The sequence below is a fragment of the Bradyrhizobium quebecense genome (assembly GCF_013373795.3).
Classification (GTDB): Bacteria; Pseudomonadota; Alphaproteobacteria; order Rhizobiales; family Xanthobacteraceae; genus Bradyrhizobium; species Bradyrhizobium quebecense.
Map to the genome: position 1 here is coordinate 5,075,957 of NZ_CP088022.1, position 23,726 is coordinate 5,099,682.

Here is a 23,726-nt window from a genome sequence, read left to right on the forward strand (position 1 = left end):
AGCGGAGATGCTCGAACGCGCCCGGTGCCGGATGCGACTGACTGGCGATGGGTAACACTGCAACCGCGCCGCGACAGAGTTCAACGCGCATCTGAAGGAGACGACCATGCTTCGCAAAGTCACGCTTGCTCTCGCGACTGCCGCAACGCTTGCTGCCGCCGCGCTGGCGCCGACCTCGGCTTCGGCCAAGCCGTTCTTCTGGCATCCGTATCACCATCACTTCTGGGGTGGCCCGGGCATCTCCGTCGGCTTCGTCGATTCCGGCTGCTACGTCACCCGCCTGGTGATGACGCCCTATGGCTATCGCTATCGCACCGTGAACGTCTGCTACTGATCCAGCCTTCTTGATGGAAATGCCCCGGTCGCCGCATGCGACCGGGGCTTTTCGTTGTTGCGACGCAACGCCAAAGCACGATGAGATTTAGGGTGGATGGACGCTGCGAAAGCTCAATTGACTTGCAGTTGTCAGGTGCGACATTTGTCGCCGCGCGCATTCCATGATGCGAACGCGCGCAAGGCAAGGTGAGTCTGGTGATGACCAGCTCACGACAGAACAGCTTCGGAGGAAGCGGAATGCTCGATCGACGAGACTTGATGAAGCGCGCCGGATTGGCCGCTTTGGTGACGGGGTTGGGATCAAGGGGCGCATTCGCCCTCGACACCGTGACGCTGCCTTTCGGCAATGGCGAACGGCCGCTGGTGCGCTACCCGCAGAAGCGCCCGATGATCGGCCTGACCGCCCGGCCGCCGCAGCTGGAAACGCCCTTTGCGGTCTTCAACGACGGCCCGCTCACGCCGAACAACGCGTTCTTCGTCCGCTACCACCTCGCCGGCGTCCCCTACGATCTCGATCCGGATAAGTTCGCGCTCGAGATCAAGGGCAAGGTCGACAAGCCGCTGAAGCTCTCGCTGAAGGAGATCCGGAAGCTCAAAGCCACCGAGCTCGTCGCCGTCAACCAGTGCTCCGGCAACAGCCGCGGCTTCTTCAACCCGCGCGTCGCCGGCGGCCAGCTCGGCAACGGCACGATGGGCTGCGCGCGCTGGCACGGCGTGCCGCTGAAGACCGTGCTCGACATGGCCGGCGTGCAGGCCGGCGCCAAGCAGGTCACCTTCAATGGCATGGACGGTCCGGTGATGGACACGACACCTGACTTCGTGAAGGCGCTCGACATCGACCATGCACGCGACGGCGAGGTGATGCTGGCCTGGGGCATGAACGGCGAGGACCTGCCATTCCTCAACGGCTTCCCGCTCCGCCTCGTGGTGCCCGGCTATTACGGCACCTATTGGGTCAAGCACCTCAACGAGATCACCGTGATCGACAACGTCTTCGAGGGCTTCTGGATGAAGTCGGCCTACCGGATTCCGGACACGCCGAACAATGCGGTCGAGCCCGGCACCGCACCAAAGGCGACGATCCCGATCAACCGCTTCACGGTGCGCTCGTTCATCACCAGCGTTGCCGACGGCGCCAAGCTGAAGGCCGGCCACACCACGCTGCGCGGCATCGCCTTCGACGGCGGCAAGGGCATCAAGGAGGTCGCGGTCTCGATCGACGGCGGCAAGAGCTGGACGCCGGCCAAGCTCGGCAAGGATCTCGGCAAATACGCCTTCCGCGAATGGAAGCTGAAGGTGGCGCTCCCGGCGGGCCCCTCGGACCTGAAGGTGCGCGCCACCAACAATGCCGGCGACACCCAGCCGATGGATCCGTTGTGGAATCCCGCCGGCTATCTGCGCAACGTCGTCGAAACCGTGCGCGTCACCGCGGCGTGAGGAGAAGCATCATGACCAGCAAGCTGCTTCCCTCCCTCGCCGCGATCGCCATGCTGACGATCGGCACCGCTATTGCCGCGCCGGTCAACTACACGCTTCCCGAGGAGACTGCGACCTTCAAGCCCGGTCCTAATCTCGACGTGGTGCAGAACAACTGCACCGCCTGCCACTCGGCCGACTACATCAAGACCCAGCCGCAGGGCGAGAAGTTCAAGAAGGACTTCTGGCAAGCCGAGGTGACCAAGATGATCAAGGTCTACGGCGCACCAATCGACCAGGCCGACGTCGGCAAGATCGTCGAGTATCTTTCCGCGACCTATTGAGACGCGGCCGATCCATTTCCCCTCGCACTGGCAGAAAGCCCGCGCGCGGGGCTATCGATCTAATTTGGTTCAGTGGAACCGATCTTTTTTGCAGCGCATCAATTGATTACGAAACAGGCAATCTGGCACCAAAACCTCGCAAAGCGGGTTGTTTCCGAGCAAAAACACACCGTGGTTTGATCTACCCAGCTTTTTTCAAACTGCTATCCTGTGCGGTACGGACAAGCCGGTTTGTGCGGGGACCGACTGGTCTGTTTTCGATTGATTCCGCGGAGACGACTGGAATGCCCAAAGGTACAGTGAAGTGGTTCAACCCGACCAAGGGTTATGGATTCATCCAGCCCGCTACAGGCGGCAAGGACATTTTCGTTCATATTTCAGCAGTTCAGAAGGCCGGTCTTCAGAGCCTCAACGAAGGCCAGTCTGTTGAATACGAAGAGATTGCCAATCGCGGCAAGACGTCAGCCGAGAACCTCAAGGTCTAGCGCACCGCGCAAGATCCAGCGGCGCACTCTCGGACAAGATCCGGGAGTGAGGGCCGATCCAACATCACACGACGTGACGTTCGGCGGAGCGGGCACGGCGCACGCGCGCCACGGCGTTGAACTTTTTCGGCCGCCACCGATCGCGTGCCGCTATTGGCCATTTGACCGTCACATCCGGCACCGCCCCATTGCTGTGGCCCGCCGCACGTCAGCCTCACCGACAATCGCGGGATGTCTCTCTCCATCGTGCCCCGGGCCGCGACGAAAAATGCGCCGTGAACGGAACGCGCACGGCAGGAACGTTCAGCCGTTCAATCTTCCGTCACCCATTTGGCGACGGTCATGACGTCAGGCGGTTGCAGATAGCCGCGAGGCCAGAGATCGACGGCCCATTCCACCTTGGTCGTGCGTTCGAGCAGGACGGCGGTGTTGTGCGGCGTTTGTCCCAGCGAAAATCCGCGATAGTGGGGATCACCGACGTCGTGGAACTTGAACAGGTTCCACGACTGCATCACCAGCATCAGGCTGGTCGTGTTGCGGGTAGTGTCCCAACAATCGTAATTGTGCTTGTCGTCGTTGGCGCGGAAGTCGGCTTTCGCCACGCGCTTGTCGGTGCCGAGGATCGGCCCCATCCGGCGGTCGAACCAGATCACGGCCTTTTGCACGGCGGCGCGTTCGGCGGCGGCGCTGGCGCGGCCCGTGGCCATGATCCTGGTCAGGGCCGCCCGGTCGGCCGCGCTGAAGTCGAGCATCTCGCGGCGCCGGCAGACGAAGCCGTAGCACACCGTCATCGTCGAGGCCGACGGTGGATAGATCGAGACCGATGTATAGAGCTGCATGATGCCGGAGCTGAACTCGGCCGCGCGGGACGGCGTCATCGCGGACAGGGACAAGATGGCCGCGCATAACGCGCCGGCAACCCCGGTTCGCTTCGCACCTATCGGCTGATTGGCATCGTCCATGTCGCGGCCCCCACAACTGGGGGCAGAATTATCGCGGGTGCGCCGCGATGCCAAGACATCCTGCGTACATCCTGCGCATGGCTGTGGATCAGATCCGGAGCCTTTCAGCCGACCGGCAGCGGCGCGTCGCGCTTGACTTCCTCCATCACCGCGTAGGTTCGCGTCTCGCGCACGCCCGGCAGCGCCAGCAGGGTCTCGCCGAGAAACCTGCGATAGGCGGTCATGTTGGCGACGCGCGCCTTGACCAGATAGTCGAAGCCGCCGGCCACCATGTGACACTCCAGCACTTCCGGCGCGGTCTGGACGGCCCTGGCGAACTTCTCGAATACGTCGGGCGTGGTCTTGTCGAGCAGCACCTCGACAAACACCAGGAGGCCGAGCCCGAGCCGGTGCGGATTGAGCCGCGCGCCATAGCCTTCGACGAAACCATCGCGCTGCAGCCGCTTCAGCCGCTCGCCGACCGAGGTCGGCGACAGGCCGATCCGCTCAGCCAGCTCCACATTGGCAATCCGGCCATCCCCTTGCAGGATCGAGAGGATTTTGCGGTCGATCTTATCTATGTCTGTCATATCTACGGCAATACTCTAGTTGATCCTGATTTCCTAAGGCAAATCTGCTAATTTGTCTATCGAACTACGGTCCACGGGCGCGTAGGTATTCCCGTGCAACCCTCGAGGAACCGCCCAAGGAATCGTCATGCTCGACCCATCCCCGCTCCCGCCGCCTTTCAGCGCGCCCTACGCCCCCGACGACGCCGCCATCGCCGGCCGCCTGCGCCAGGATGCCAGGCTCAGCGCGGAGGCTGAGGCCCGGATCGATCGCAGCGCGACGCACCTGATCGAGGCGATCAGGGCCAACGACGATCCGCTCGGCGGGGTCGAGGACATGCTGCGCGAGTTCGCACTCTCGACCAAGGAGGGGCTGGCGCTGATGGTGCTGGCGGAGGCGCTGCTGCGGGTGCCCGACGCGCGCACCGCCGACCAGTTCATCGAGGACAGACTCGGCCAGGGCGACTTCGTCAACCACGAGACCAGGTCGAGCGCGTTCCTGGTCAACGCCTCGGCCTGGGCGCTCGGCATGTCGGCCCGCGTGATCCAGCCCGGCGAAACACCGCAAGGAACGATAGGCCGGCTGACGAAGCGGCTCGGTGCCCCCGCGGTGCGTGCCGCGACGCGGCAGGCGATGCGGCTGATGGGCAGTCATTTCGTGCTCGGCGAGACCATCGAGGCGGCGCTGTCGCGCGCGCAATCGCACACCGCGCGTGGCTCGCGCTATTCGTTCGACATGCTTGGCGAGGGCGCGCGCACCGCCGACGATGCCCGCCGCTATTTCGAATCTTACGCCCGCGCGATCGACGCGATCGGCAAGGCGGCCGGCGATCAGCCCCTGCCCGACCGGCCCGGCATCTCCGTGAAACTCTCCGCGCTGCATCCGCGCTTCGAGGCGGTCAGCCACGCGCGGGTGATGACCGAGCTGGTGCCGCAGCTCATCGATCTTGCGCGCCGTGCCAAGGCGTTCGACCTCAACTTCACCGTCGATGCCGAGGAAGCCGACCGGCTGGAGCTGTCGCTCGACGTCATCGCGGCTGCGTTCGCCGACCCGTCGCTCGCCGGCTGGAGCGGCTTTGGGCTCGCGATCCAGGCCTATCAGAAGCGCGCTGCCGACGTCGTCGACTATGTCGACGCGCTGGCGCGCGCACTCGACCGCAGGATGATGGTGCGCCTGGTCAAGGGCGCCTATTGGGACACCGAGATCAAGCGCGCGCAGGAGCGCGGCCTTGGCGGCTATCCGGTGTTCACCCGCAAGGCGATGACCGATCTGAATTACGTCGCCTGCGCGCGCAAGCTGCTGGCACTGCGGCCCCGGCTGTTCCCGCAATTCGCCACCCACAACGCGCTGACGGTCGCGACCATCCTCGAACTGTCAGACGATCCCGCGAGCTTCGAATTCCAGCGGTTGCACGGCATGGGCGAAGCGCTCTATGCACAGCTCGGCGATGACAGGCCGGAGATCGCGCACCGCACCTATGCGCCGGTCGGCAGCCACCGCGACCTGCTCGCCTATCTGGTGCGCCGGCTGCTCGAGAACGGCGCCAACTCGTCCTTCGTGGCGCTGGCCGCGGATAATCGCGTATCCATCGTGGACCTGCTGCGCCGCCCGGCCGAGATCATCGGCGCCGACGACAACGCGGCCCACTCGGGAATTCCGTTGCCGGCTGACCTCTATCGGCCGCAGCGCGAGAATTCGCACGGCATCGAGTTCGGCGAGCGAAAGGCGCTCGGCGCGCTGACGTCTTCGATTTCCGTCGAACCCAAGGTCGCGTCCGGCATGGTTGCGACATCGACGGTCGAGCAGGCGAATACCGCGGTCGCCGCCGCCCGCAATGGCTTCAAGGCCTGGAACGGTACCCCGGCCATCCGACGTGCGGCGATCCTCGACAAGGCCGCCGACCTGCTCGAACAGCGCCGCGCCCGCTTCCTCGCGCTGCTGCAAAGCGAAGGCGGCAAGACGCTCGACGACGCACTCTCGGAGGTGCGCGAGGCGATCGACTTCTGCCGCTACTATGCGACGCTGGGCCGGAAGCTGTTCGGGCAAGGCGAGGCGATGCCCGGGCCGACCGGCGAGAGCAACATGCTGGAGTTGCGCGGCCGCGGCGCATTCGTCGCGATCTCGCCGTGGAATTTCCCGCTCGCGATCTTCCTCGGCCAGGTGACGGCGGCGCTGATGGCCGGCAATGCGGTGATCGCAAAGCCCGCCGAGCAGACGCCACGCATCGCGGCTGAGGCCGTCGCGCTGCTGCACGAAGCGGGCGTGCCGGGATCGGCCCTGCATCTGGTCCAGGGCGACGGCGCGGCCGGCGCCGCGCTGGTCAGCCATCCCGCCATCGCCGGCGTGGTCTTCACCGGCTCGACCGAGGTGGCGCGATCGATCAACCGCACGCTTGCGGCCAAGGATGGGCCGATCGTGCCGCTGATCGCCGAAACCGGCGGCATCAACGCGATGATCGTCGACGCCACCGCCCTGCCCGAGCAGGTCGCCGACGACGTCGTGACCTCGGCGTTCCGCTCCGCCGGCCAGCGCTGCTCGGCGCTCAGGCTGCTGTTCGTGCAGGACGACGTCGCCGACCGCATGATCGAGATGATCGCGGGCGCCGCGCGCGAACTGAAGATCGGCGATCCCTCCGCACCGTCGACGCATATCGGACCGGTGATCGACGCCGAGGCCAAGCAGCGGCTCGACGCGCATATCGCGCAGATGAAGCGGGAGGCGCGGGTGCATCTCGCCGGCGAGGCGCCGGCTGGCAATTTCGTCGCGCCGCATATCTTCGAACTGTCGGCGGCGAGCCAGCTGCGTGAGGAGGTGTTCGGCCCGATCCTGCATGTCGTGCGCTACCGCGCCGAACGTCTCGGCGAGGTGCTTTCCGCGATCGAGGCGACTGGATTTGGGCTGACGCTCGGCATCCATTCGCGCATCGACGACACGATCGAGCACGTGATCGACCGTCTCCAGGTCGGCAACATCTATGTCAACCGCAACATGATCGGCGCGGTCGTCGGTGTGCAACCGTTCGGCGGCAGCGGCCTCTCCGGCACCGGCCCCAAGGCCGGCGGCCCGCACTACCTCACACGCTTCGCGACCGAGCAGACGGTGACGATCAACACCGCCGCCGCGGGCGGCAATGCAGCGCTGATGGCGGGAGTGGAGTGAGAGCATGCACCCTCCCCTGAAGGGGGAGGGTCGACTCGCATTGAGCGAAGCGAAATGTGAGTCGGGGTGGGGTGATCTCTCCGCATGGGCACCATGCGAGTGGAAAGACCGTCACCCCACCCCGCCGCTCATTTCATTCGCGTCGACCCTCCCCCTCCAGGGGAGGGTAAGAAAGTGCCGTTGCATCGTGTCCCCGAGATGGGTCAAATGGCGGTCCGATCGGGATCATCGCACACGATAATTCCAGCTACCGGAAAAACACCAACAAGCGCCACGGGAGCGACGGCACGATGGAAAAAGGCATTTTTGACGGGCTCAAGGTCCTGGACTGCGCGAGCTTCATCGCGGCGCCCGCGGCCGCCACCGTGCTGTCCGACTTCGGCGCCGACGTCATCAAGATCGAGCCGCCCGGCGCCGGCGATCCCTACCGCAATCTGCCCAACCTGCCCGGCTATCCCGCGAGCGAGCACAATTTCGCGTGGATGCTCGAGGCCCGCAACAAGAAGAGCCTCGCGCTCGACCTCACCAAACCGGATGCGCAACAGGTGCTCTACAAGCTCGTCGCGGAGGCCGACGTGTTCATCACCAACATGCCGCCGCAGGTGCGGGCGAAGCTCGGCATCACCTACGATCACCTGGCCCATCTCAACGACCGACTGATCTACGCCTCCTTCACCGGCTACGGCGAGAAGGGCGCAGAGGCCAACAAGCCCGGCTTCGACTCCAACGCCTATTGGGCCCGCTCCGGCCTGATGGATCTGGTGCGTGCCGACGAGGACACCACGCCGGCCCGCTCGGTCGCCGGCATGGGCGATCACCCCTGTGCGATGGCATTCTATGGCGCGATCGTCACCGCGCTGTTCCAGCGCGAGAAGACCGGCAAGGGCTCGCATGTCTCGACCAATTTGATGGCCAACGGCGTCTGGGCCAACGGCGTGCTGGCGCAGGCCAAGCTCGCCGGCGCCAAGTTCAAGAAGCGCAAGCCGCGCGAAGAGGCGCTCAACGCCGTCACCAACCACTACAAGTGCAAGGACGGCCGCTGGGTGATCCTGTCGCTGCTCAACGAGGACCGGCAATGGCCGACGCTGGCGCGCTGCATGGGCCGCGAGGACCTCCTCGCCGATGCCCGCTTTGCCACCAAGGCTGACCGCCATGCGCGCTCGGTCGAGCTGATCAAGATCTTCGACGAGGTGTTCGCCGGCAAGGATCTCGCCGAATGGCGCAAGATCCTCGACGGCAACGGCCTGGTGTTCGGCGTCGTCGGCATCCTCGACGACATCCCGAACGACAAGCAGATGATCGAGAACGAGGTGCTGGTGCGCTTTGAGAACGACACCATGCTGACCGTCAACAGCCCGATCTTCATCGACGGCGCCAAGAAGGTGCAGCCGCGCAAGCCGCCCGAGGTCGGCGAGCACTCCGACGAGATCCTGCGCCAGGCCGGCTACGACGAGGCCACGATCCAGAAGCTGCGCGCCTCCGGCGCGGTGGCCTGAGGTCGAGCTGATGCTGCTCCTCCGTCGCCGCGCTCATGCGGGGAGACGGGCTTCCCCGGGAGCACAGAGATGCAGGTGAGACCTGTACCCCTCACCCCGATCGCGGCCGCGCCTGAAGCATTACGTGTGAGTGACTATCTTTTCAGCCAGGACCAGACCAGGGCCACGGCAATAATGCCGATGATGACCGCGAGCCCGATCGCCCAGCTGCTGACGCGGACGGCGCTCACCGCCTGACGCTCGGCCTCGTTGGCCGCGATCTTGCGGTTGCGCTGCTTGTCCTGCTCGGGAGCACTCATCGGGCCGGTCTCCGCTCAAGGGCTGGGCTGTTCGGGTCGTGGTCGCGAAACCGCAAGGTAGCATCAAATAATGACGCGCAGCCGCTTCGGTTCCGGCTGGAATTATCGCCCCTTCACGAAGCACATGCCCATGCGCGAGGTTTTCCCCGCGACCTGGCAGGCGAGGCCTTCGGCACAGGTCCAGCCGCGAAAGCTGCGGTCGGTCTCGGCCGGCCTGGCGCCCGGCAGATAGCAATGCGCGCCCCAGCCGTCGCTGTATTCGGTGCCGGCAAGCTCGGCGCTGGCGCGTAGTTGCGGCCGGTTGGAGAAGCCGCGCGAGAAGTCCGGCGCCTTGCCGTCGCGGAAGCTTGCGAGAATATCGCGGCGCCGAGGTTGGTCGCCGAAGAAATGCGGCGAGGCCGGCACCACGGTGGAGTTCGACGGTTTTGCCGCCATCCAGTCGACGCCGGGGAAATGGAAGCCGCCAATGCCGCGGGTCTGGTGGCAGCCGGCGCAGGTGACGTCGTTGAGGCGCCGCTCGAAGCCGGCCAGCGACTGGATGTTTTGCAGCTTCGTTCCGTCCGCCGCGGCCTTCTGCAACGCGCCGACCACGTCACCTTCCGAGAACACCGCCGTCCCCTCACCCTGCACCATCCCGAACTCCGGCTCCAGGTCGCTGACGTCGAAACCGGTCGGGGTCGGCGCAACCGCGCCGCGCGCGAGGAATTTGTCGGGGATCAGCAAGGTGCCGCGATCGAGCTCGGCAAAATGCTTGGGATCGAGCAGCCACGCCTTGAAGTCGCGCTTCAGCGCCTCGTCGGCCAGAATGCGATCGCGGTCGATCTGGTTCTCCAGCGGCGCCTCGACAAGGCGTTTCGCCGCGCCGTCATAGTCGAACACTTTCAGGAGATAGTCGGTGCGGAAGTCGCGCACCGCCGATTTCGGCGCGTGCGCGATCTGCAGATTGGTCTCGATCCGATCGATATTCCGTGCATCGATCAGGTCGAGCGGACCGTCCTTGCCGAACAGTTTGTCTATCGCCGGCGGTGCGCTGCCGGTCGCGAGCCAGCGCCGCGCGATCTCGCGGCAGGTCAGCAACGCATCGTTGCCGTTGCCCTTTGCCTTCAGTACCAGGTTCAGCGTCATCGGCAGCCGCTGCGACACCGCGTTCTCGCCGATCAGCGGCACGTCGGTGCGGGTCAGCCGATAGATCAGCCGGATCTCGCCGCAATCTTTCGGCGCCACATAGGCGCGGTCCATGCGATTGACGATACCTGCGAGCACGAAGCGAGCGTCTGGGGATTCAAACAGCGCGCGATCGAACAGCTGGAATGCGAAGCCGTCGCCGACGCCGATGCTCTCGTTCGGCAGGTTTTCCTTGTGCTTTCCGACATAACGATCGAATTCGCGATCAAGCGCCTCGCGCACCGGCACCATCGCAGGCAATCCGAACAGATCGCGGTTCGACAGCGGCGTGTCGGCGGAACGCTCCGGCGCGAGCATCCGGCCGAGACTGAGGCGGCCATGATCGAGTTCGCGCAGAATCGCGGGATCGATCACCGCCGCGCCGCGCTCGAGCGCGCGATCCTCCGCGGCGCGTGCCGGCACGGCGCCAACGAGCAGAACGGACATCACCAGGAGGCATTTCAGCGCGCGGCTCATGCCCCACTAACACCGTACGGCAAACCCTATTCAAGAAAAAAGGCGCTTCACATCGCGGTGAAGCGCCTTGGTATCGTCGTGTTTGGCCGATCAGCGCGAAACGATCAGGCCCTTGCTGGTGACGACCACCCAACGGCCATCCTGCTTGCGGATGGCGTCGACGCGGCCGAGGCCGGGGACGGGATCGCCGGCATAAACCTCGTAGATGCCGCCGCGGCCCTCGATCAATGCGCCGCCATTGCCGACGTCGCGCAGCGCCCAGCCATCGACCACCGGAAGGCGGCCGACCTCGGGCCTTGCGGCCGCAGGTGCTGCGGCGGCAGCCGCCGGGGTGACCGAGCCCGTGACCTCGCGGGCCGGCGTTGCCGCAGCGACGGTCGTCTGCGGGGCGCGGAGCTTGTCGACGGTCTCGCTGAGCTTGTTGAGCTTGGCCAGCGGCTCGGCCTGGGCCTTCTCGACCTTCTCGATCCGGTCGCTGGCCTTGCTGAACTGGGCCTGGCCGGCCTTGGCGGTCTGCTCCACGCTGGCCTTCAGCGCGGCGATTTCGGATTCGATCCGGGCGAAGGAGGCATCGGCCGCTTCCTTGGCAGCGGCATCCTTTGCAGCGTCCTTGGCAGCCACATCCCTGACGGAGGCAGCGGCGGGGGCGGCGAGATGGCCAAGCCCGGCGGTCGCGAGCGCGCCACCGATGGCTCCTGCCACGGTCGCCAGCGCTACCACAGCGGCCATCGCCCCGAACCGGCGCGTGCCGGCCGGCTTGCCTGCTGCCTTGGCCGCCTGCTCGGCGCCCGGCTTGGAGGCGGTCGCTTCGTGGTCCCAGGTCCGGTCACCGGGCGCCATGATCATCAGCTTGCCCGGGAAACGCGGCTCTTCACGCTCGCCGGTCTCGACCTTGGGCACGTCCATGTTGATCGGCTCGATCTTCGCGTCGATCTTGGCCTCGATGATGGGATCGAGCCGGGACGGCTCGACCTTGGGGGATTCAACCTTCGGCGCGTCCATCCTGGGCGCGTCGGCCTTTGGCGACGTCTCTTCCTGCTCGGGCGCAAGCCTGACAGCCTCGACACCGGCCGCGGCCATCACGGGCTCGCTCTTCGCCGCCGTCTCGGCGCCGGCTTGACCGCTGACCGGCTCGCTCTGCTGCTCACTCACGTTCAAAGTCTCCAGACTAGGTTGACAATTCGGTAACTTTTATTGCTTGCGAAATGGTTACCCCGCTCCGCCATTACCGAAATTTTAGGGAGTTTTCCGGGCCGGATTTGGGCGATGTTGCCATGCGGCAATCTGCGTCAGCTCCGTTTGCGCGCGGCGTTTTCCCGATTAACATACCTCCGTCTTCCAGCCAGAAGGCAGGAGAGCACCATGACGATCGAGAAGTGCATCAATGAATTTGATGTTGATGACGTCATTTTTGAGGAAGGCTCGACCGGCCGCGAGCTGTTTGTCGTGCTCGACGGCACCGTCGACATCGCCAAGATCGATGGCGGACACAAGACGGTCATCGTCAGCCTCGGCAAGGGCGAGTTCTTCGGCGAGATGGCCGTGATCGACGGCTCGGCGCGCTCCGCAACCGCGATCGCCTCTGCGCCCGCGACGCGGGTGATGCGGATCAACCACGCCCGGTTCGTCTATCTGGTCAGCCAGCAGCCGGCGTTCGCGCTGATGGTGATGGATGCGCTCTCGAAACGCCTGCGCGCGTCCAACGCCGTCACTTACCGAGCGGCGGCCACCCCATGAGCGAGCGCAAGCCAAGCCCATTCAAGACGCTGTTCGAGGCCGACGTTGCCACGCTCATTCAAGCCGCCGACGACGTCTACCAGATCCGCTTCAAGAACCGCGCGGCGAACGCCTATCTCGTGCGCGGCAGCAAGCGGACCATCATGATCGACGTCGGACTGTCGACCAACTATCCGTCGCTGGTCGCCTGCCTGAACCATCTCGGCATCACGCCCGAGATGATCGACATGGTGGTGCTGAGCCACGAGCATCTCGATCATATCGGCGCGGCCTATCATTTCCACGGCAGCGCCTACATCGCCGCGCACCGGCTCGCCGCCAACAAGATCATGCTGCGCGACGACTTCTCGATGCTGCGCAAGATGTTCAACGAACCGAACGTGCCGATCGACATCGACATCTGGCTCGAGGAAGGCAATTTGATCGACCTCGGCAATTTCCGCCTTAGCGTGATGTACACGCCGGGCCATACCTCGGCCTGCATCTCGGTGTTCGATCAGGACAAGGGGTTGTTGTTCGCCGCCGACACGCTGATGCCCGGCGGCGTGATGGGCGGCGTGTTCGGCTCCGGCTCGATCGCCGATTACATCCAGTCGCTGGAGCGGCTGAAGGGCCTCAATTCGAAGATCCTGCTGTCGGGTCATGGCCGGCTGTCCGACACGCCGCAGGACGACGTGCGGATCGCGCTGCAACGCTCGCATGCCCTGCTCGAGGACACCGCGCAATTGTTCGACGCGCTCGATGCACGCTCGAATTTCGAGCCGATCATGCAGTCGGTGCGCGACCTCAACAAGCTCGACGATTGACGCCCGGACCCAGCCAAGGGGCTCGTTGTGGCCTGCCATGACTTTGCATTAGGATCGGCCCGCAACGATAAAAATCATGGGCTCGGCGATGCAAGCCGTTGCCGACAGCGGGGAGACGAAACGAATGCAGGCTGACACGATGGCGCAGATGCGCCGCCGGGTGGTGATCTCCTCCACGATCGGCAATGCGCTGGAATGGTTCGACTTCACCGTTTTTGGCCTGTTTGCCGGCATCCTGAGCAAACTGTTCTTTCCGGCGGACAATCCGCATTCCTCGCTGCTGCTGACCTTCGCGACATTCGGGATCGCCTTTGCAGCCCGGCCGTTGGGTGGCCTGGTGTTCGGGCTTTATTCCGACAAGCACGGCCGCAAGAAGGCGCTGGTCGTGATGATATCGCTGATGGCTGTCGGCACCGGCCTGCTCGGCCTGCTGCCGACCTACGGCGCGATCGGAATCGCGGCACCGCTGTTGCTGCTGCTGGCGCGGCTGATCCAGGGCTTTTCCGCCGGCGGCGAGTTCGGCAGCGCCAGCGCGATGCTGATCGAATTCGCGCCGCCCGGCCGGCGCGGCTTCTACGGCTCGTTCCAGATGGTGTCGCAATCGCTGGCGTTCGGCCTCGGTGCCGCGATGGCGATCGGTCTCAATCTCGGCCTGTCGCCCGACGCCTTCGCGAGCTGGGGTTGGCGCGTGCCGTTCATCCTCGGCATTCTGATCGGGCCGACCGGATGGTATCTGCGCCGCAGGTGCGACGAGTCGCCCGAATTCCAGGCGTATCTCGCCGAGAAGGCCGCGACGGCGCGGCCGAGCAGGCAGACCACGCTCGGCCAGTTGTTCTCCGAATATCCACGCGAATTGATTGCCTCGTTTTGCCTGATCGCGGCCGGTACGGCGATCAACTATGTCAATGCGATCTTTCTGCCGACCTACGCGGTCGCCGAGCTGAAGCTGCCGATCCTGAATGCACAGCTCGGCCTGCTCGTCGTCAGCGTCATCAACGCGGCGGTGGCGGTGGCCTGCGGCGCCCTCTCCGACCGGATCGGTCGTCGCGCGGTGCTCGCTCCGGCGCTGATCGTCTACAGCCTGCTGTTCTATGTGATCTTGCAGCGGCTCGTCGCCGCCCCGACCACCGCGAACCTCTGGCAGTTGCAGATCGTCGCGGTCCTGCTCGGAGCCTTGGCCGGGCCGATGCCGGCCTTCATGACCGAGATATTTCCGGTCGGCGTGCGCTCGACCGGAGCATCGCTGATGTACAATCTCGCCGTGATGCTGTTCGGCGGGCTGGCGCCGTTCATCAACACCTGGCTGGTCCAGGTGACGGGCGACAAGGCGGCTCCCGTCTACTACATCCTGTTCGCCGCGGCAGTAGGTCTCGTGGGTCTGGCGGTCTATCGCGGGCGGCCGTCCGTGCCGGAAATCGCGCCTCAACCGGCGCAATGACGTCCGTCGGCAGACGACAAGCAGACCATGCGGTCGGTACGCGACCGGTACGACGACTGACGCGTGCGCGACCGCACATGTGACGCTTCATTTGACAAATCCGCGCATGGCCTGTTCAACAACGGCAACAACAACGCTGAAGAACAGGGAGCGAGGACCATGAAGCTTTACGACTCGATCGGACCCAATCCGCGCATCGTGCGCATGTTCATGGCGGAGAAGGGCATCGAGATCCCCAAGGAGACCGTCGACCTGCGCAAGGGCGAGAACCGCGAGGAAGCGCATCTGAAGCGCAATCCGCACGGCCAGATGCCGGCGCTCGAGCTCGACTGCGGCAACCACCTCTCGGAGATCACGGCGATCTGCGAGTATCTCGAGGAGAAGCACCCCTCGCCCGCCATGATCGGCACGACGCCGGAAGAGCGCGCGGAGTGCCGGATGTGGACGCGCCGCGTCGATCTCAACATCGCCGAGCCGCTCGCCAATGGCTACCGCTTCGGCGAGGCGCTGAAGTTCTTCGAGAAGCGCATTCCGGTCGCGCCCGAGGCCTCGCCCGGGCTGAAGATGATCGCCGCCAACCGCATCAAATGGCTTGATAACCAGATGGCCGACGGCCGCGAGTACATCTGCGGCAAGCGCTTCACGCTCGCCGACATGCTGCTCTACTGCTGGCTCGATTTCGGCAACCAGGTCGGCCAGCCGCTGGACCCGTCGAACGGCAACATCGTGGCCTGGTTCAATCGCGTCGGCGCGCGGCCTTCGGTGAAGGCGTAGGGGTTTTCTTATTCTTATCCTCCCCTGGAGGGGGAGGATCGGTTTGCATGAAGCGCAGCGCAATGCGAACCGAGGTGGGGTGATCTCTCCACTCGGGCAGCGTTCACGCGGAGAGACCTTCACCCCACCTCCCCGCTCATTGCATTCGCGTCGATCCTCCCCCTCCAGGGGAGGATGAAGAGCGCTGGACCAAATCGTTGGTCGCTCAAATCACCTCCGGCTTGTCCGGCAGCTCGTTCGGGCCGCCCTCGGCGTGCGGAAAAAACTTCGCCAGCTCCCGCGACACCGCCTCGATCCCCTTGATCACGCCCTGCTCGAACCGGCCGGCCCGAAAGTCGGTTTCCATCGCGCGGCAAATCGCTTCCCAGCCGGCGTGGCCGACCTTCGCATCGATGCCGCGATCTGCGACGATCTCGACGTCGCGGTCGGCGAGCAAAAGATAAATCAGGACACCGTTGTTGTGATGAGTGTCCCAGATCCGCAAGTGCGCGAACACGTCGAGCGCCCGCTCCCGCGCCGGCTGGTCGCGGAACAGTGGCACGCCGTCGAGCGCGCCCTCGACGACGAAGCGGATCTGGCCGGAATGGGTGGCCTCGCCGGCCTTGATCGCCTTCTCGATCGCGTCGAGCACGCGCGGCGGAAACTCCCGCCGCACACGCCAGCGATGCTCGAGCAGATGCTTGCCGATGCGCTTGATGCCCATATGCCTACCAGCTCCCCGAGGCGCCGCCGCCGCCAAAGCTGCCGCCTCCGCCGCTGAAGCCGCCGCTGCTGCCCGAACTCGAGCCGCTGCTCCAGCCGCCGCCACCGGACCAGCCCCCGCCGCGCCGGTATGGTCCCGAGCCGGCCGCCGGACCGCCAAAATTCAATCCGCCGAAGATCAGCGCCGCAACGGCAGCGAACAGCCCGACCACCAGGGCGGTGGCGAGCGAGCCGGCCACCATCCAGGTGAAGACGCCGACGATGCCGCCGGTCGCCGCCGAGCCCAAGAGCCGCCCCAGCATCGCACGCAACACGCTCGCCGCGATGATGACGACAAAGATCGTCACCGGGTTGGCGAGATCGACGAGGTTGGGACCCTGCCAATGCTCGGGCTCCGGCGCCGGCAGCTGCTCGCCATTGATCAGGCGGATCATGCGGTCGACGCCGGCCGAGATGCCGCCGGCGAAATCGCCGGCCTTGAATTTCGGCGTGATGTCCTCGTCGATGATGCGGTGGGTGACGACGTCGCTCAGCACGCCTTCGAGGCCGTAGCCGACCTCGATGCGCAAATGCCGGTCGTTCTTGGCGACCACCAGCAGCGCGCCGTCATCGACCTTCTTGCGCCCGATCTTCCAGGCCTCGGCAACGCGAATCGAGAACTGCTCGATCGTTTCCTCAGCCGTAGTCGGCACGATCAGGACCGCGATCTGGCTGCCCTTGCGGGTCTCCAGATCCTTCAGCCTGTCGTTCAGCGACGCAACGTCACTCGCCGACAGCGTCCCGGTCTGGTCGACGACGCGGCCGGTGAGCTGAGGCACCGCGACCTCGGCCCACGCCGGGCACACGAAGCCCAGCAGGAAGGCCAGCAGGAAGACGCGTGCGGCTGTCATCGCGTTGCTGGGCACGCCGGCGCTATTTCGACGGCGCGGGCGACGGCGCCGGATTGAAATCGACCTTCGGCGCGGTCGAAATCTCCTTCTCGTTGTCGACCGTGAAGTTGGGCTTCTCCTTGTAGCCGAACGCCATCGCAGTCAGATTGTTCGGGAAGGTCCGGATGCCGACGTTATAGTCCTGCACCGCCTTGATGTAGCGGTTGCGTGCCACGGTGATGCGGTTCTCGGTGCCCTCGAGCTGCGCCATCAGGTCGCGGAACAGTGCATCCGATTTCAGCTGCGGGTAGTTCTCCGTCACGACCAGGAGCCGCGACAGCGCGCTGGTGAGTTCACCCTGCGCCTGCGTGAACTTCTGGAACGCGGCCGGATCGTTGAGCACTTCGGGCGTCGCCTGGATGCTGCCGACCTTGGCGCGCGCGTTGGTGACACCGAGCAGCACGTCCTTCTCCTGCTGCGCAAAGCCCTTCACCGAATTGACGAGGTTCGGCACCAGATCGGCGCGCCGCTGGTACTGGTTCACCACCTCCGACCAGCTCGACTTGACCGTCTCGTCATTGGTCTGGATCGCGTTGTAGCCGCAGTTGGTCAGGCTCAATGTCGCCAGCGCTGCCAGCACGGTCCAAAGCTTGCGCATGAAGTTGTTCCTCCCGGTGGATTCTCAATCAGAGTAACAGATTTTCGCCCGACAATCCCGCGTGGCGGGATTCGCGGCGGGTTTTGCCGATGATGCCCCTTGCCTATCCCTCCCTGCGCCGTTCATCATGCCGAGAAAATCGATCCTGGGAGGATCCATTGGCGTCTGAACAATTCGAGACGATTGTCGTCGAGCGGCCGGATCCTGCGATTGCGCGGATCGTGATGAACCGCCCCGAGGCCCGCAACGCCCAGAACCTGCAGATGACCTACGACCTCAATGCCGCCTTCGACCAGGCGGTGCAGGACGACGCGGTCAAGGTCATCATCCTTGCCGGCAACGGCCCGCATTTCTCGGCCGGTCACGATCTCAGGCCGGCCGGCAAGAACCAGGCGGGCGTCGATTTCCCGCCAATCGGAAATTGGGGCGGCTTCGCCGAACCCAATGCACACGGCCGCTTCGCGCGCGAGCAGGAGATCTACCTGCAGATCACAAGGCGCTGGCGCAATCTCGCCAAGCCCACGATCGCCGAAGTGCATGGCAAGTGCATCGCCGGCGGGCTGATGCTGGCATGGGCCTGCGACCTGATCGTCGCGAGCAGTGACGCCGAGTTCTGTGATCCCGTCGTGACGATGGGCGTCTGCGGTGTCGAGTGGTTCGTGCATCCTTGGGAGCTCGGCGCACGCAAGGCCAAGGAGATGCTGTTCACCGCCGACGTCTGGAGCGCCGACGAGGCGCATCGTCTCGGCATGGTCAATCACGTGGTGCCGCGCGGCGATCTCTCCTCCTTCACGCTGGCGCTCGCGCGGCGAATCGCAGCAAAATCCGCGTTCGCGTTGAAGCTGTCCAAAGAGGCGGTGAACCGCTCGATCGACATCATGGGGCAGCCCGCGGCGATCGATCAGGCCTTCGCGCTGCATCAGCTCTGCCACGCCCACAATCTGCAGGAATTCGGAATGGTGGTGGACCCCGCAGGTCTGCATCCCTCCGTCAAGAAAAACGCCAACGTGAAGTAGACCAGATGGACCTGACCCTCAGCGACGAGCAGCGCCTGCTGCGCGAAAGTGCCGACCGCTTCGTGGCAGAAACCTTCACATCCGACCATCGCAAGAAGGCGGCCAACGAGCCGTTAGGTTATTCGCCCGCGATCTGGAAACAGTTCGCCGAACTGGGCTGGCTGGCGCTGCCGATCGCCGAAGCCCATGGCGGGCTTGGCGGCGGCGCGATCGAGATCGGGCTCTTGATGGAAGCGTTCGGGCGCGGACTGGTGCCCGAGCCGTTCCTCTCCACCGTCGTGATTGGCGCTGCGCTGGTCGCCGAATCCGGCACCGAGGCGCAACAGCAAGCGATCCTGCCCAAGGTCGCCGAGGGCGCGCTCACGCTCGCCTTCGCGCATTCGGAGCGCGCCGCACGGTTCGATCTCGGCCATGTCGACACGACGGCGACGAAAACGGCCGACGGTTGGCGGCTGAACGGCCACAAGATCGCGGTGCTTGATGGCGCTGCCGCCGGCCAGATCATCGTCTCCGCCCGCGTCGCCAATGCGAATGGCGCGTCCGGCAAGCTTTGCCTGTTCCTGGTGCCGGCTGGTGCGCCCGGCCTTGCCCTGCGCGACTATGCACGCCTCGGTGGCGGGCGCGGCTGCAATCTCGATCTCAGGGATCTGCAACTGCCCGCCGACGCGCTGCTCGGCGACGGCCAGGATGCGCTGCCCGCGATCGAAACGGTGGTCGACCGCGCGATGGCCGCGCTCGGCGCCGAGGCGGTCGGCATCATGCAGACACTGCTCGACACCACGCTCGAATACACCAAGATTCGAAAACAGTTCGGGCGGCCGCTGTCGGCCAACCAGGTGATCCGCCACCGCCTCGCCGACGTCGCGATGCAGGTCGACGAAGCGCGGTCAATGGCGGTGAGCGCTGCGCTGATGGCCAATGCCGAGCCTGTGGCCCGCGGCCGCGCGGCGTCCGGCGCCAAGGCGAAGATCGGCAAATGCGCGCGCTTCGTCGCCGAGCAGGCAGTCCAGTTGCACGGCGCCATGGGCGTCACCGAGGAGCTCGACATCGGCGCCTATTTCAAGCGGCTGCTCGCCTTCGACACGTTGTTCGGCGGCAGCGCCCATCATTATCGCCGCCACGCCGCCCTGAGCGGCCGCGCCCACGCGTAAACGGAGAGCGCACCATGGATCTCACCTTCAGTGCCGAGGAACGCGCCTTCGAAAAGGAAGTCCGCGACTACATCGCCAGTAGCCTGACGCCGGAAATGAAGCGCGCCACCGCGCTGACGCCGTCGGTGTTCTCCGACCCCGACATCGGCATGGCCTGGCAGCGCGCGCTGCACAAGAAGGGCTGGGGCGCGCCGGGCTGGCCGGTGGACCATGGCGGGCCGGACTGGACGCCGGCGCAGCGCTGGATCTTCGAGGCCGAATGCGCGCGGGCCGGCGTGCCGAATGTCAACGTGATGGGCGTGAAGATGGTCGGCCCCGTCATCATCGGCTTCGGCTCGCCCGAGCAGAAGAACTTTTACCTGCCGCGAATCATCTCGGGTGAAGACTACTGGTGCCAGGGTTATTCCGAGCCGGGTTCGGGCTCCGATCTTTCGTCGCTGAAGACCCGCGCGGTGCGCGACGGCGACGACTACATCATCAACGGCACCAAGATCTGGACCACGCATGCGCATCACGCCAACCGCATGTTCGCACTGGTGCGCACCAATGAGGGCGAGCGACAGCAGGACGGCATCAGCTTCATCCTGATCGACATGAAGACGCCGGGCATCACCACGCGCCCGATCCTGACGATCGGCGGCGACCACGAGGTCAACCAGGTGTTCTTCGACGACGTCCGCGTGCCCGTCGCCAACCGGGTCGGCGAGGAAGGCAAGGGCTGGACCTACGGCAAATATCTGCTCGAGTTCGAGCGTGGCTCCGGCATCGCGTCGGCCAAGCTGCGCGAGGCGCTGAAGACGATCTCCGATCTCGCAGGCTCCGACGTGACCGGCCGCGCCATCGAGGACCCCGACATCGCCATGCGGATGTCGGAGGTCGAGGTCGATATCGATGCGCTCGAGATGACCGAGCTTCGGGTGCTGTCGGCGCTGCAGACCGGGCAGAATCCCGGCGCGGTGTCGTCGCTGATCAAGCTGCGGGTCAGCGAGATCCGCCAGGCGGTGACGCGGCTCGGCGTCGATGTGATCGGCCAGGACGGGCTCGCTGTCGAGCCGGCGCGTCCGTTCTACCGGCTCAACCACGAGCCGGCGATCCCGGAAGAGCTGTTGCCGGTGGTGCCCGAATATCTCAACGGGCGGGCCTACACGATCTTCGGCGGATCGTCCGAGATCCAGCGCGACATCATCGCGAAGATGGTGCTGGGGCTGTAGCGCGCGCCGGGACGCGCTCGCCTTCCCGTCACCCTCCCCTGGAGAAAGGTGACGGTGGAGGAACTTCTCGCCAAGTGCGCGCCGCCAAAATATCGAAAACAACCCCATGCAAAGGAGCTGGCGGCTGCCGGCGCTCGACCAGGCAACTTGACACGTCGGGCAAATCAGGGATACATTTCCAATATTCCGAAATCGTGCAAGCGCCGTCTTGTAAGCGCCCCCTCGCCCGAGAGTGGCGACGCTGGCGGGCTACGCCCCCGCCTTGGCGTCCCGGATCGCCTGCCAGATCTTCACCGGCGTCAGCGGCGTGTTCAGCTGGGTGATCCCCATCTCGCTCAGGGCATCCATCACGCCGTTGGTGATGCAGGGCGGGCCGCCGATCGCGCCCGACTCGCCGCAACCCTTGGCGCCCAGCGGATTGGTCTTGCAGGGCGCGGAGGGATCGAGCGTCACGGTGATCGGCGGAATGTCCGAGGCGCGCGGGATGCAATAGTCCTGATAGCTTGCGGTCAGAAGCTGACCTTCCTCGCTGTAAGCCACGCCTTCGTACAGGGCCTGGCCGATGCCCTGGACGACGCCGCCATGCACCTGGCCGGTCACCAGCATCGGATTGACGGCGACGCCGACGTCGTCGACCGTGGTGTAGCGCACCACCCGCGTGACGCCGGTCTCGGGATCGATCTCGACCTCGCAGATATGGGTGCCGTTCGGCCAGCTCGGCCCGTCGACATTGCCCTCGCTCTCGACCGAGAGCTTGGCGCCGCTTTCCTTCTTCGCGATCTCGAACAGGCTGATGCGCCTGTCGGTGCCGACCACGGTGAGGAAGCCGTCGCGATACTCGATGTCGCCAACGGAGGCTTCGAGCAGGTGGGACGCCTTGTCGCGCGCCTTGTTGATCATGTCGTTGGTGGAGACCGCTACCGCGGTGCCGCCGACGAACAGCGAGCGCGAGCCGACGCTGCCGAAGCCGGTGGCGAGATCGGTGTCGCCCTGGATGACGTCGATCTTGTCCATGGCAATGCCGAGCGTATCGGCGATCATCTGGGTGTAGGTGGTGGCGAGGCCCTGCCCCATCGCCATGGTGCCGGAATGCAGGATGACGCGGCCTTCTGCGGTCGCATGCAGCGAGACGTTTTCGGTGTGGGCGCGGCCGCCGGTCCATTCGATGTAGCTGGTCAGGCCACGGCCGTAGAGCAGGCCCTTCTTCTTCGCCGCCTTCTTGCGCGCGGCAAAGCCGTTCCAGTCGGCCAAGTCAGACGCGCGCTCCAGCATGTGGGCGAATGCGCCGGAGTCATACACCTGCCCGACCGCGTTGGTGTAGGGCAGCTGCGCCGGCTTGATGTAGTTGACCTTGCGGATGGTGCGCGGGTCCATGCCGATCTGGCGCGCTGCGGCATCGAACAGCCGCTCGACGATGAACACCGCCTCGGGCCTGCCGGCGCCGCGATAGGCGCCGACCGGCGCGGTGTTGGTCATCACCGACTTCACCTCGAAATGCACCAGCGGCAGATCGTAGACGCCGGTCTGCACGAACGGGCCGAGCACCAGCGGAATGATGTTGGCGGTGCCCGACGAGTACGCTCCAGTGCCGCCGATCGAGCGCACGCGGTAAGCCAGCACGCGGCCCTTGGCGTCGAGCGCGAACTCGCCGGTCGAAGTGAGGTCGCGGCCATGGGTGCCGCCGACGAACTCGTCGGTGCGGTCGCCGCGCCAGCGGATCTTCTCGTTCAGCTTGGTCGCTGCATAGGCGACGATGCCGTCTTCGGGATAGAGGCTGGTCTTCTGGCCGAAGCCGCCGCCGATATCGCCGACCAGCACGCGCACGCTGTCCTTCGGCCGCTTCAGGATCGATTCCGCCAGGAGATCGCGGGTCGAACCCGGGGTCTGCGACTGCACATGGAGAATCAGCCGGCCGGTCTTCTTCTCGATCTCGGCAATGGTCGAGCGCGGCTCCATCGCCGACGGCACCAGGCGCTGGCTGACCAGGTCGAGCGACACCTTGTGCGCGGCGTTGGCGAAGGCTTCCTCGACCTTGGCGGCGTCGCCATAGCTCATCGCGGCCACGATGTTGTCGGGCGCCTCCGGCCAGACCGCCGGCGCGCCCGGCTTGATCGCCTCGACCGGATCAACCACCGAAGGCAGCACCTCGTAATCGACCTCGATCGCCTCGGCCGCGGTCTGCGCCAGCACGCGCGAGGTCGCGACCACAGCCGCGACACCCTCGCCCGCGTAGCGCACCACCTCATGCGCCAGCAGCCGCCGCGGCGGCACGGTCATCGGCGAGCCGTCGGGGCGCTTGAAGATCGCGAGCGTCGGCAGCGTGCCGATATCGTCCTTCACGAGGTCGGCGCCGGTATAGACGGCCTTGACGCCGGGCATCGCCAGCGCGGCCTTGGCGTCGATCGACTTGATGTTGGCATGGGCATGCGGCGAGCGCAGCACGTGCAGCCAGAGCGCGCCGTCCTGTGGCTTGTCGTCGATGAAATGCCCCTTCCCGGTGAGCAGCCGCTGGTCTTCCAGACGCTTGACCGGCTGGCCCGCACCAAAACGCATATTGCCGGGAAGAATGTTCATCGGAGGGTCCTTGATTTCAGAAATTTCGGCGGGTTTTAGCGGATTTTCGGCGCGAGACAACACGCCCAAGAAGACAACGCAATGCGCCTTATGCAACGCGCAA

Annotated in this window: 22 protein-coding genes; 13 read left to right on the plus strand and 9 right to left on the minus strand. The window is 65.3% G+C overall.

Translation table 11 applies throughout. The features are described from left to right. Positions 1–106 precede the first annotated feature (106 nt). The 4 genes from HU230_RS24520 to HU230_RS24535 all read left to right on the plus strand — a co-directional run bounded on the left by HU230_RS24520 (position 107) and on the right by HU230_RS24535 (position 2,581). Entirely contained in the window at positions 107–334 is a 228-nt protein-coding gene (locus HU230_RS24520) for a hypothetical protein (RefSeq protein WP_176529489.1), read from the plus strand. Between the two features lie 239 nt (positions 335–573). Continuing rightward, complete coding sequence (sorA, locus tag HU230_RS24525; RefSeq protein ID WP_176529488.1) at positions 574–1,773, plus strand: SorA family sulfite dehydrogenase catalytic subunit; 1,200 nt, start codon at positions 574–576, stop codon at positions 1,771–1,773. A gap of 11 nt (positions 1,774–1,784) precedes the next feature. Further along, entirely contained in the window at positions 1,785–2,096 is a 312-nt protein-coding gene (gene sorB / locus HU230_RS24530) for a SorB family sulfite dehydrogenase c-type cytochrome subunit (protein ID WP_176529487.1), read from the plus strand. 284 nt (positions 2,097–2,380) lie between these two features. After that, positions 2,381–2,581, plus strand: coding sequence for a cold-shock protein (locus HU230_RS24535; protein WP_021079749.1), 201 nt, complete (start codon positions 2,381–2,383; stop codon positions 2,579–2,581). Between the two features lie 311 nt (positions 2,582–2,892). On the opposite strand, the gene HU230_RS24540 is transcribed toward HU230_RS24535, so the two are convergent. Both HU230_RS24540 and HU230_RS24545 read right to left on the minus strand, forming a co-directional pair. Then, complete coding sequence (locus HU230_RS24540) at positions 2,893–3,459, minus strand: hypothetical protein (RefSeq protein ID WP_224944205.1); 567 nt, start codon at positions 3,457–3,459, stop codon at positions 2,893–2,895. Positions 3,460–3,647: 188 nt separating this feature from the next. After that, positions 3,648–4,112 (minus strand): Lrp/AsnC ligand binding domain-containing protein, encoded by a 465-nt coding sequence (locus HU230_RS24545; RefSeq protein WP_176529485.1) that lies wholly within the window; start codon positions 4,110–4,112, stop codon positions 3,648–3,650. 127 nt (positions 4,113–4,239) lie between these two features. On the opposite strand from HU230_RS24545, the gene putA reads away from it, so the two are divergent. Next, the gene (putA, locus tag HU230_RS24550) at positions 4,240–7,251 is read left to right on the plus strand and encodes a bifunctional proline dehydrogenase/L-glutamate gamma-semialdehyde dehydrogenase PutA (protein ID WP_176529484.1); all 3,012 of its coding nucleotides are present in this window, start codon (positions 4,240–4,242) and stop codon (positions 7,249–7,251) included. Positions 7,252–7,541: 290 nt separating this feature from the next. Then, positions 7,542–8,747, plus strand: coding sequence for a CaiB/BaiF CoA transferase family protein (locus HU230_RS24555; RefSeq protein WP_176529483.1), 1,206 nt, complete (start codon positions 7,542–7,544; stop codon positions 8,745–8,747). A 134-nt stretch (positions 8,748–8,881) separates the two neighbouring features. On the opposite strand, the gene HU230_RS24560 is transcribed toward HU230_RS24555, so the two are convergent. From HU230_RS24560 to HU230_RS24570, 3 genes are all read right to left on the minus strand, one after another. Beyond that, a complete protein-coding gene (locus HU230_RS24560; protein ID WP_176529482.1) occupies positions 8,882–9,046 on the minus strand; it encodes a hypothetical protein in 165 nt (54 codons plus the stop codon). 102 nt (positions 9,047–9,148) lie between these two features. Next, positions 9,149–10,687, minus strand: a complete 1,539-nt coding sequence (locus tag HU230_RS24565) for a hypothetical protein (RefSeq protein ID WP_176529481.1) — start codon at positions 10,685–10,687, stop codon at positions 9,149–9,151. Between the two features lie 90 nt (positions 10,688–10,777). Then, on the minus strand, positions 10,778–11,845 hold the full coding sequence (locus tag HU230_RS24570) for a hypothetical protein (protein ID WP_176529480.1): 1,068 nt from the start codon (positions 11,843–11,845) through the stop codon (positions 10,778–10,780). Between the two features lie 204 nt (positions 11,846–12,049). On the opposite strand from HU230_RS24570, the gene HU230_RS24575 reads away from it, so the two are divergent. The 4 genes from HU230_RS24575 (at position 12,050) to HU230_RS24590 (ending at position 15,442) form a co-directional block, all read left to right on the plus strand. Then, complete coding sequence (locus tag HU230_RS24575; RefSeq protein ID WP_176529479.1) at positions 12,050–12,424, plus strand: Crp/Fnr family transcriptional regulator; 375 nt, start codon at positions 12,050–12,052, stop codon at positions 12,422–12,424. Continuing rightward, entirely contained in the window at positions 12,421–13,230 is an 810-nt protein-coding gene (locus HU230_RS24580; RefSeq protein WP_176529478.1) for an MBL fold metallo-hydrolase, read from the plus strand. The genes HU230_RS24575 and HU230_RS24580 overlap by 4 nt, the downstream gene beginning before the upstream one ends. 124 nt (positions 13,231–13,354) lie before the next feature. Next, positions 13,355–14,668: an MFS transporter gene (locus HU230_RS24585; protein ID WP_224943532.1), complete on the plus strand. Its 1,314-nt coding sequence runs from the start codon at positions 13,355–13,357 to the stop codon at positions 14,666–14,668. Between the two features lie 159 nt (positions 14,669–14,827). Beyond that, positions 14,828–15,442 (plus strand): glutathione S-transferase family protein, encoded by a 615-nt coding sequence (locus tag HU230_RS24590; protein ID WP_176529477.1) that lies wholly within the window; start codon positions 14,828–14,830, stop codon positions 15,440–15,442. Between the two features lie 205 nt (positions 15,443–15,647). Here HU230_RS24590 and HU230_RS24595 read toward each other — a convergent pair whose 3' ends face one another. The 3 genes from HU230_RS24595 to HU230_RS24605 are packed head-to-tail and all read right to left on the minus strand — an operon-like array spanning position 15,648 to position 17,671. Then, a complete protein-coding gene (locus HU230_RS24595) occupies positions 15,648–16,145 on the minus strand; it encodes a TPM domain-containing protein (protein ID WP_176529476.1) in 498 nt (165 codons plus the stop codon). Positions 16,146–16,149: 4 nt separating this feature from the next. Beyond that, positions 16,150–17,034 (minus strand): TPM domain-containing protein, encoded by an 885-nt coding sequence (locus tag HU230_RS24600; protein WP_176529475.1) that lies wholly within the window; start codon positions 17,032–17,034, stop codon positions 16,150–16,152. Between the two features lie 22 nt (positions 17,035–17,056). Beyond that, the gene (locus HU230_RS24605) at positions 17,057–17,671 is read right to left on the minus strand and encodes a LemA family protein (RefSeq protein WP_173638325.1); all 615 of its coding nucleotides are present in this window, start codon (positions 17,669–17,671) and stop codon (positions 17,057–17,059) included. 224 nt (positions 17,672–17,895) lie between these two features. Between HU230_RS24605 and HU230_RS24610 the strand changes: the two genes are divergently transcribed. From HU230_RS24610 to HU230_RS24620, 3 genes are read left to right on the plus strand one after another with little or no spacing between them, the layout of a single operon-like run. Next, positions 17,896–18,687, plus strand: coding sequence for an enoyl-CoA hydratase (locus HU230_RS24610; protein ID WP_234633890.1), 792 nt, complete (start codon positions 17,896–17,898; stop codon positions 18,685–18,687). 5 nt (positions 18,688–18,692) lie between these two features. Beyond that, the gene (locus HU230_RS24615; protein ID WP_176529473.1) at positions 18,693–19,838 is read left to right on the plus strand and encodes an acyl-CoA dehydrogenase family protein; all 1,146 of its coding nucleotides are present in this window, start codon (positions 18,693–18,695) and stop codon (positions 19,836–19,838) included. A 14-nt stretch (positions 19,839–19,852) separates the two neighbouring features. Next, positions 19,853–21,049 carry an acyl-CoA dehydrogenase family protein gene (locus HU230_RS24620; protein WP_176529472.1) on the plus strand — a complete coding sequence of 399 codons (1,197 nt, stop codon included), beginning with the start codon at positions 19,853–19,855 and terminating at the stop codon, positions 21,047–21,049. 249 nt (positions 21,050–21,298) lie between these two features. On the opposite strand, the gene HU230_RS24625 is transcribed toward HU230_RS24620, so the two are convergent. Next, on the minus strand, positions 21,299–23,623 hold the full coding sequence (locus HU230_RS24625) for a xanthine dehydrogenase family protein molybdopterin-binding subunit (RefSeq protein WP_176529471.1): 2,325 nt from the start codon (positions 23,621–23,623) through the stop codon (positions 21,299–21,301). Between the last annotated feature and the right edge of the window lie 103 nt (positions 23,624–23,726).

Bases quoted from the DNA above. Each gene is read 5' to 3' on its own strand.
- HU230_RS24520 (WP_176529489.1), top strand. From the start codon at position 107: ATGCTTCGCAAAGTCACGCTTGCTCTCGCGACTGCCGCAACGCTTGCT.
- sorA (WP_176529488.1), top strand. From the start codon at position 574: ATGCTCGATCGACGAGACTTGATGAAGCGCGCCGGATTGGCCGCTTTG.
- sorB (WP_176529487.1), top strand. From the start codon at position 1,785: ATGACCAGCAAGCTGCTTCCCTCCCTCGCCGCGATCGCCATGCTGACG.
- HU230_RS24535 (WP_021079749.1), top strand. From the start codon at position 2,381: ATGCCCAAAGGTACAGTGAAGTGGTTCAACCCGACCAAGGGTTATGGA.
- HU230_RS24540 (WP_224944205.1), bottom strand. From the start codon at position 3,459: ATGACGCCGTCCCGCGCGGCCGAGTTCAGCTCCGGCATCATGCAGCTC.
- HU230_RS24545 (WP_176529485.1), bottom strand. From the start codon at position 4,112: ATGACAGACATAGATAAGATCGACCGCAAAATCCTCTCGATCCTGCAA.
- putA (WP_176529484.1), top strand. From the start codon at position 4,240: ATGCTCGACCCATCCCCGCTCCCGCCGCCTTTCAGCGCGCCCTACGCC.
- HU230_RS24555 (WP_176529483.1), top strand. From the start codon at position 7,542: ATGGAAAAAGGCATTTTTGACGGGCTCAAGGTCCTGGACTGCGCGAGC.
- HU230_RS24560 (WP_176529482.1), bottom strand. From the start codon at position 9,046: ATGAGTGCTCCCGAGCAGGACAAGCAGCGCAACCGCAAGATCGCGGCC.
- HU230_RS24565 (WP_176529481.1), bottom strand. From the start codon at position 10,687: ATGAGCCGCGCGCTGAAATGCCTCCTGGTGATGTCCGTTCTGCTCGTT.
- HU230_RS24575 (WP_176529479.1), top strand. From the start codon at position 12,050: ATGACGATCGAGAAGTGCATCAATGAATTTGATGTTGATGACGTCATT.
- HU230_RS24580 (WP_176529478.1), top strand. From the start codon at position 12,421: ATGAGCGAGCGCAAGCCAAGCCCATTCAAGACGCTGTTCGAGGCCGAC.
- HU230_RS24585 (WP_224943532.1), top strand. From the start codon at position 13,355: ATGCAGGCTGACACGATGGCGCAGATGCGCCGCCGGGTGGTGATCTCC.
- HU230_RS24590 (WP_176529477.1), top strand. From the start codon at position 14,828: ATGAAGCTTTACGACTCGATCGGACCCAATCCGCGCATCGTGCGCATG.
- HU230_RS24595 (WP_176529476.1), bottom strand. From the start codon at position 16,145: ATGGGCATCAAGCGCATCGGCAAGCATCTGCTCGAGCATCGCTGGCGT.
- HU230_RS24600 (WP_176529475.1), bottom strand. From the start codon at position 17,034: ATGACAGCCGCACGCGTCTTCCTGCTGGCCTTCCTGCTGGGCTTCGTG.
- HU230_RS24605 (WP_173638325.1), bottom strand. From the start codon at position 17,671: ATGCGCAAGCTTTGGACCGTGCTGGCAGCGCTGGCGACATTGAGCCTG.
- HU230_RS24610 (WP_234633890.1), top strand. From the start codon at position 17,896: ATGAACCGCCCCGAGGCCCGCAACGCCCAGAACCTGCAGATGACCTAC.
- HU230_RS24615 (WP_176529473.1), top strand. From the start codon at position 18,693: ATGGACCTGACCCTCAGCGACGAGCAGCGCCTGCTGCGCGAAAGTGCC.
- HU230_RS24620 (WP_176529472.1), top strand. From the start codon at position 19,853: ATGGATCTCACCTTCAGTGCCGAGGAACGCGCCTTCGAAAAGGAAGTC.
- HU230_RS24625 (WP_176529471.1), bottom strand. From the start codon at position 23,623: ATGAACATTCTTCCCGGCAATATGCGTTTTGGTGCGGGCCAGCCGGTC.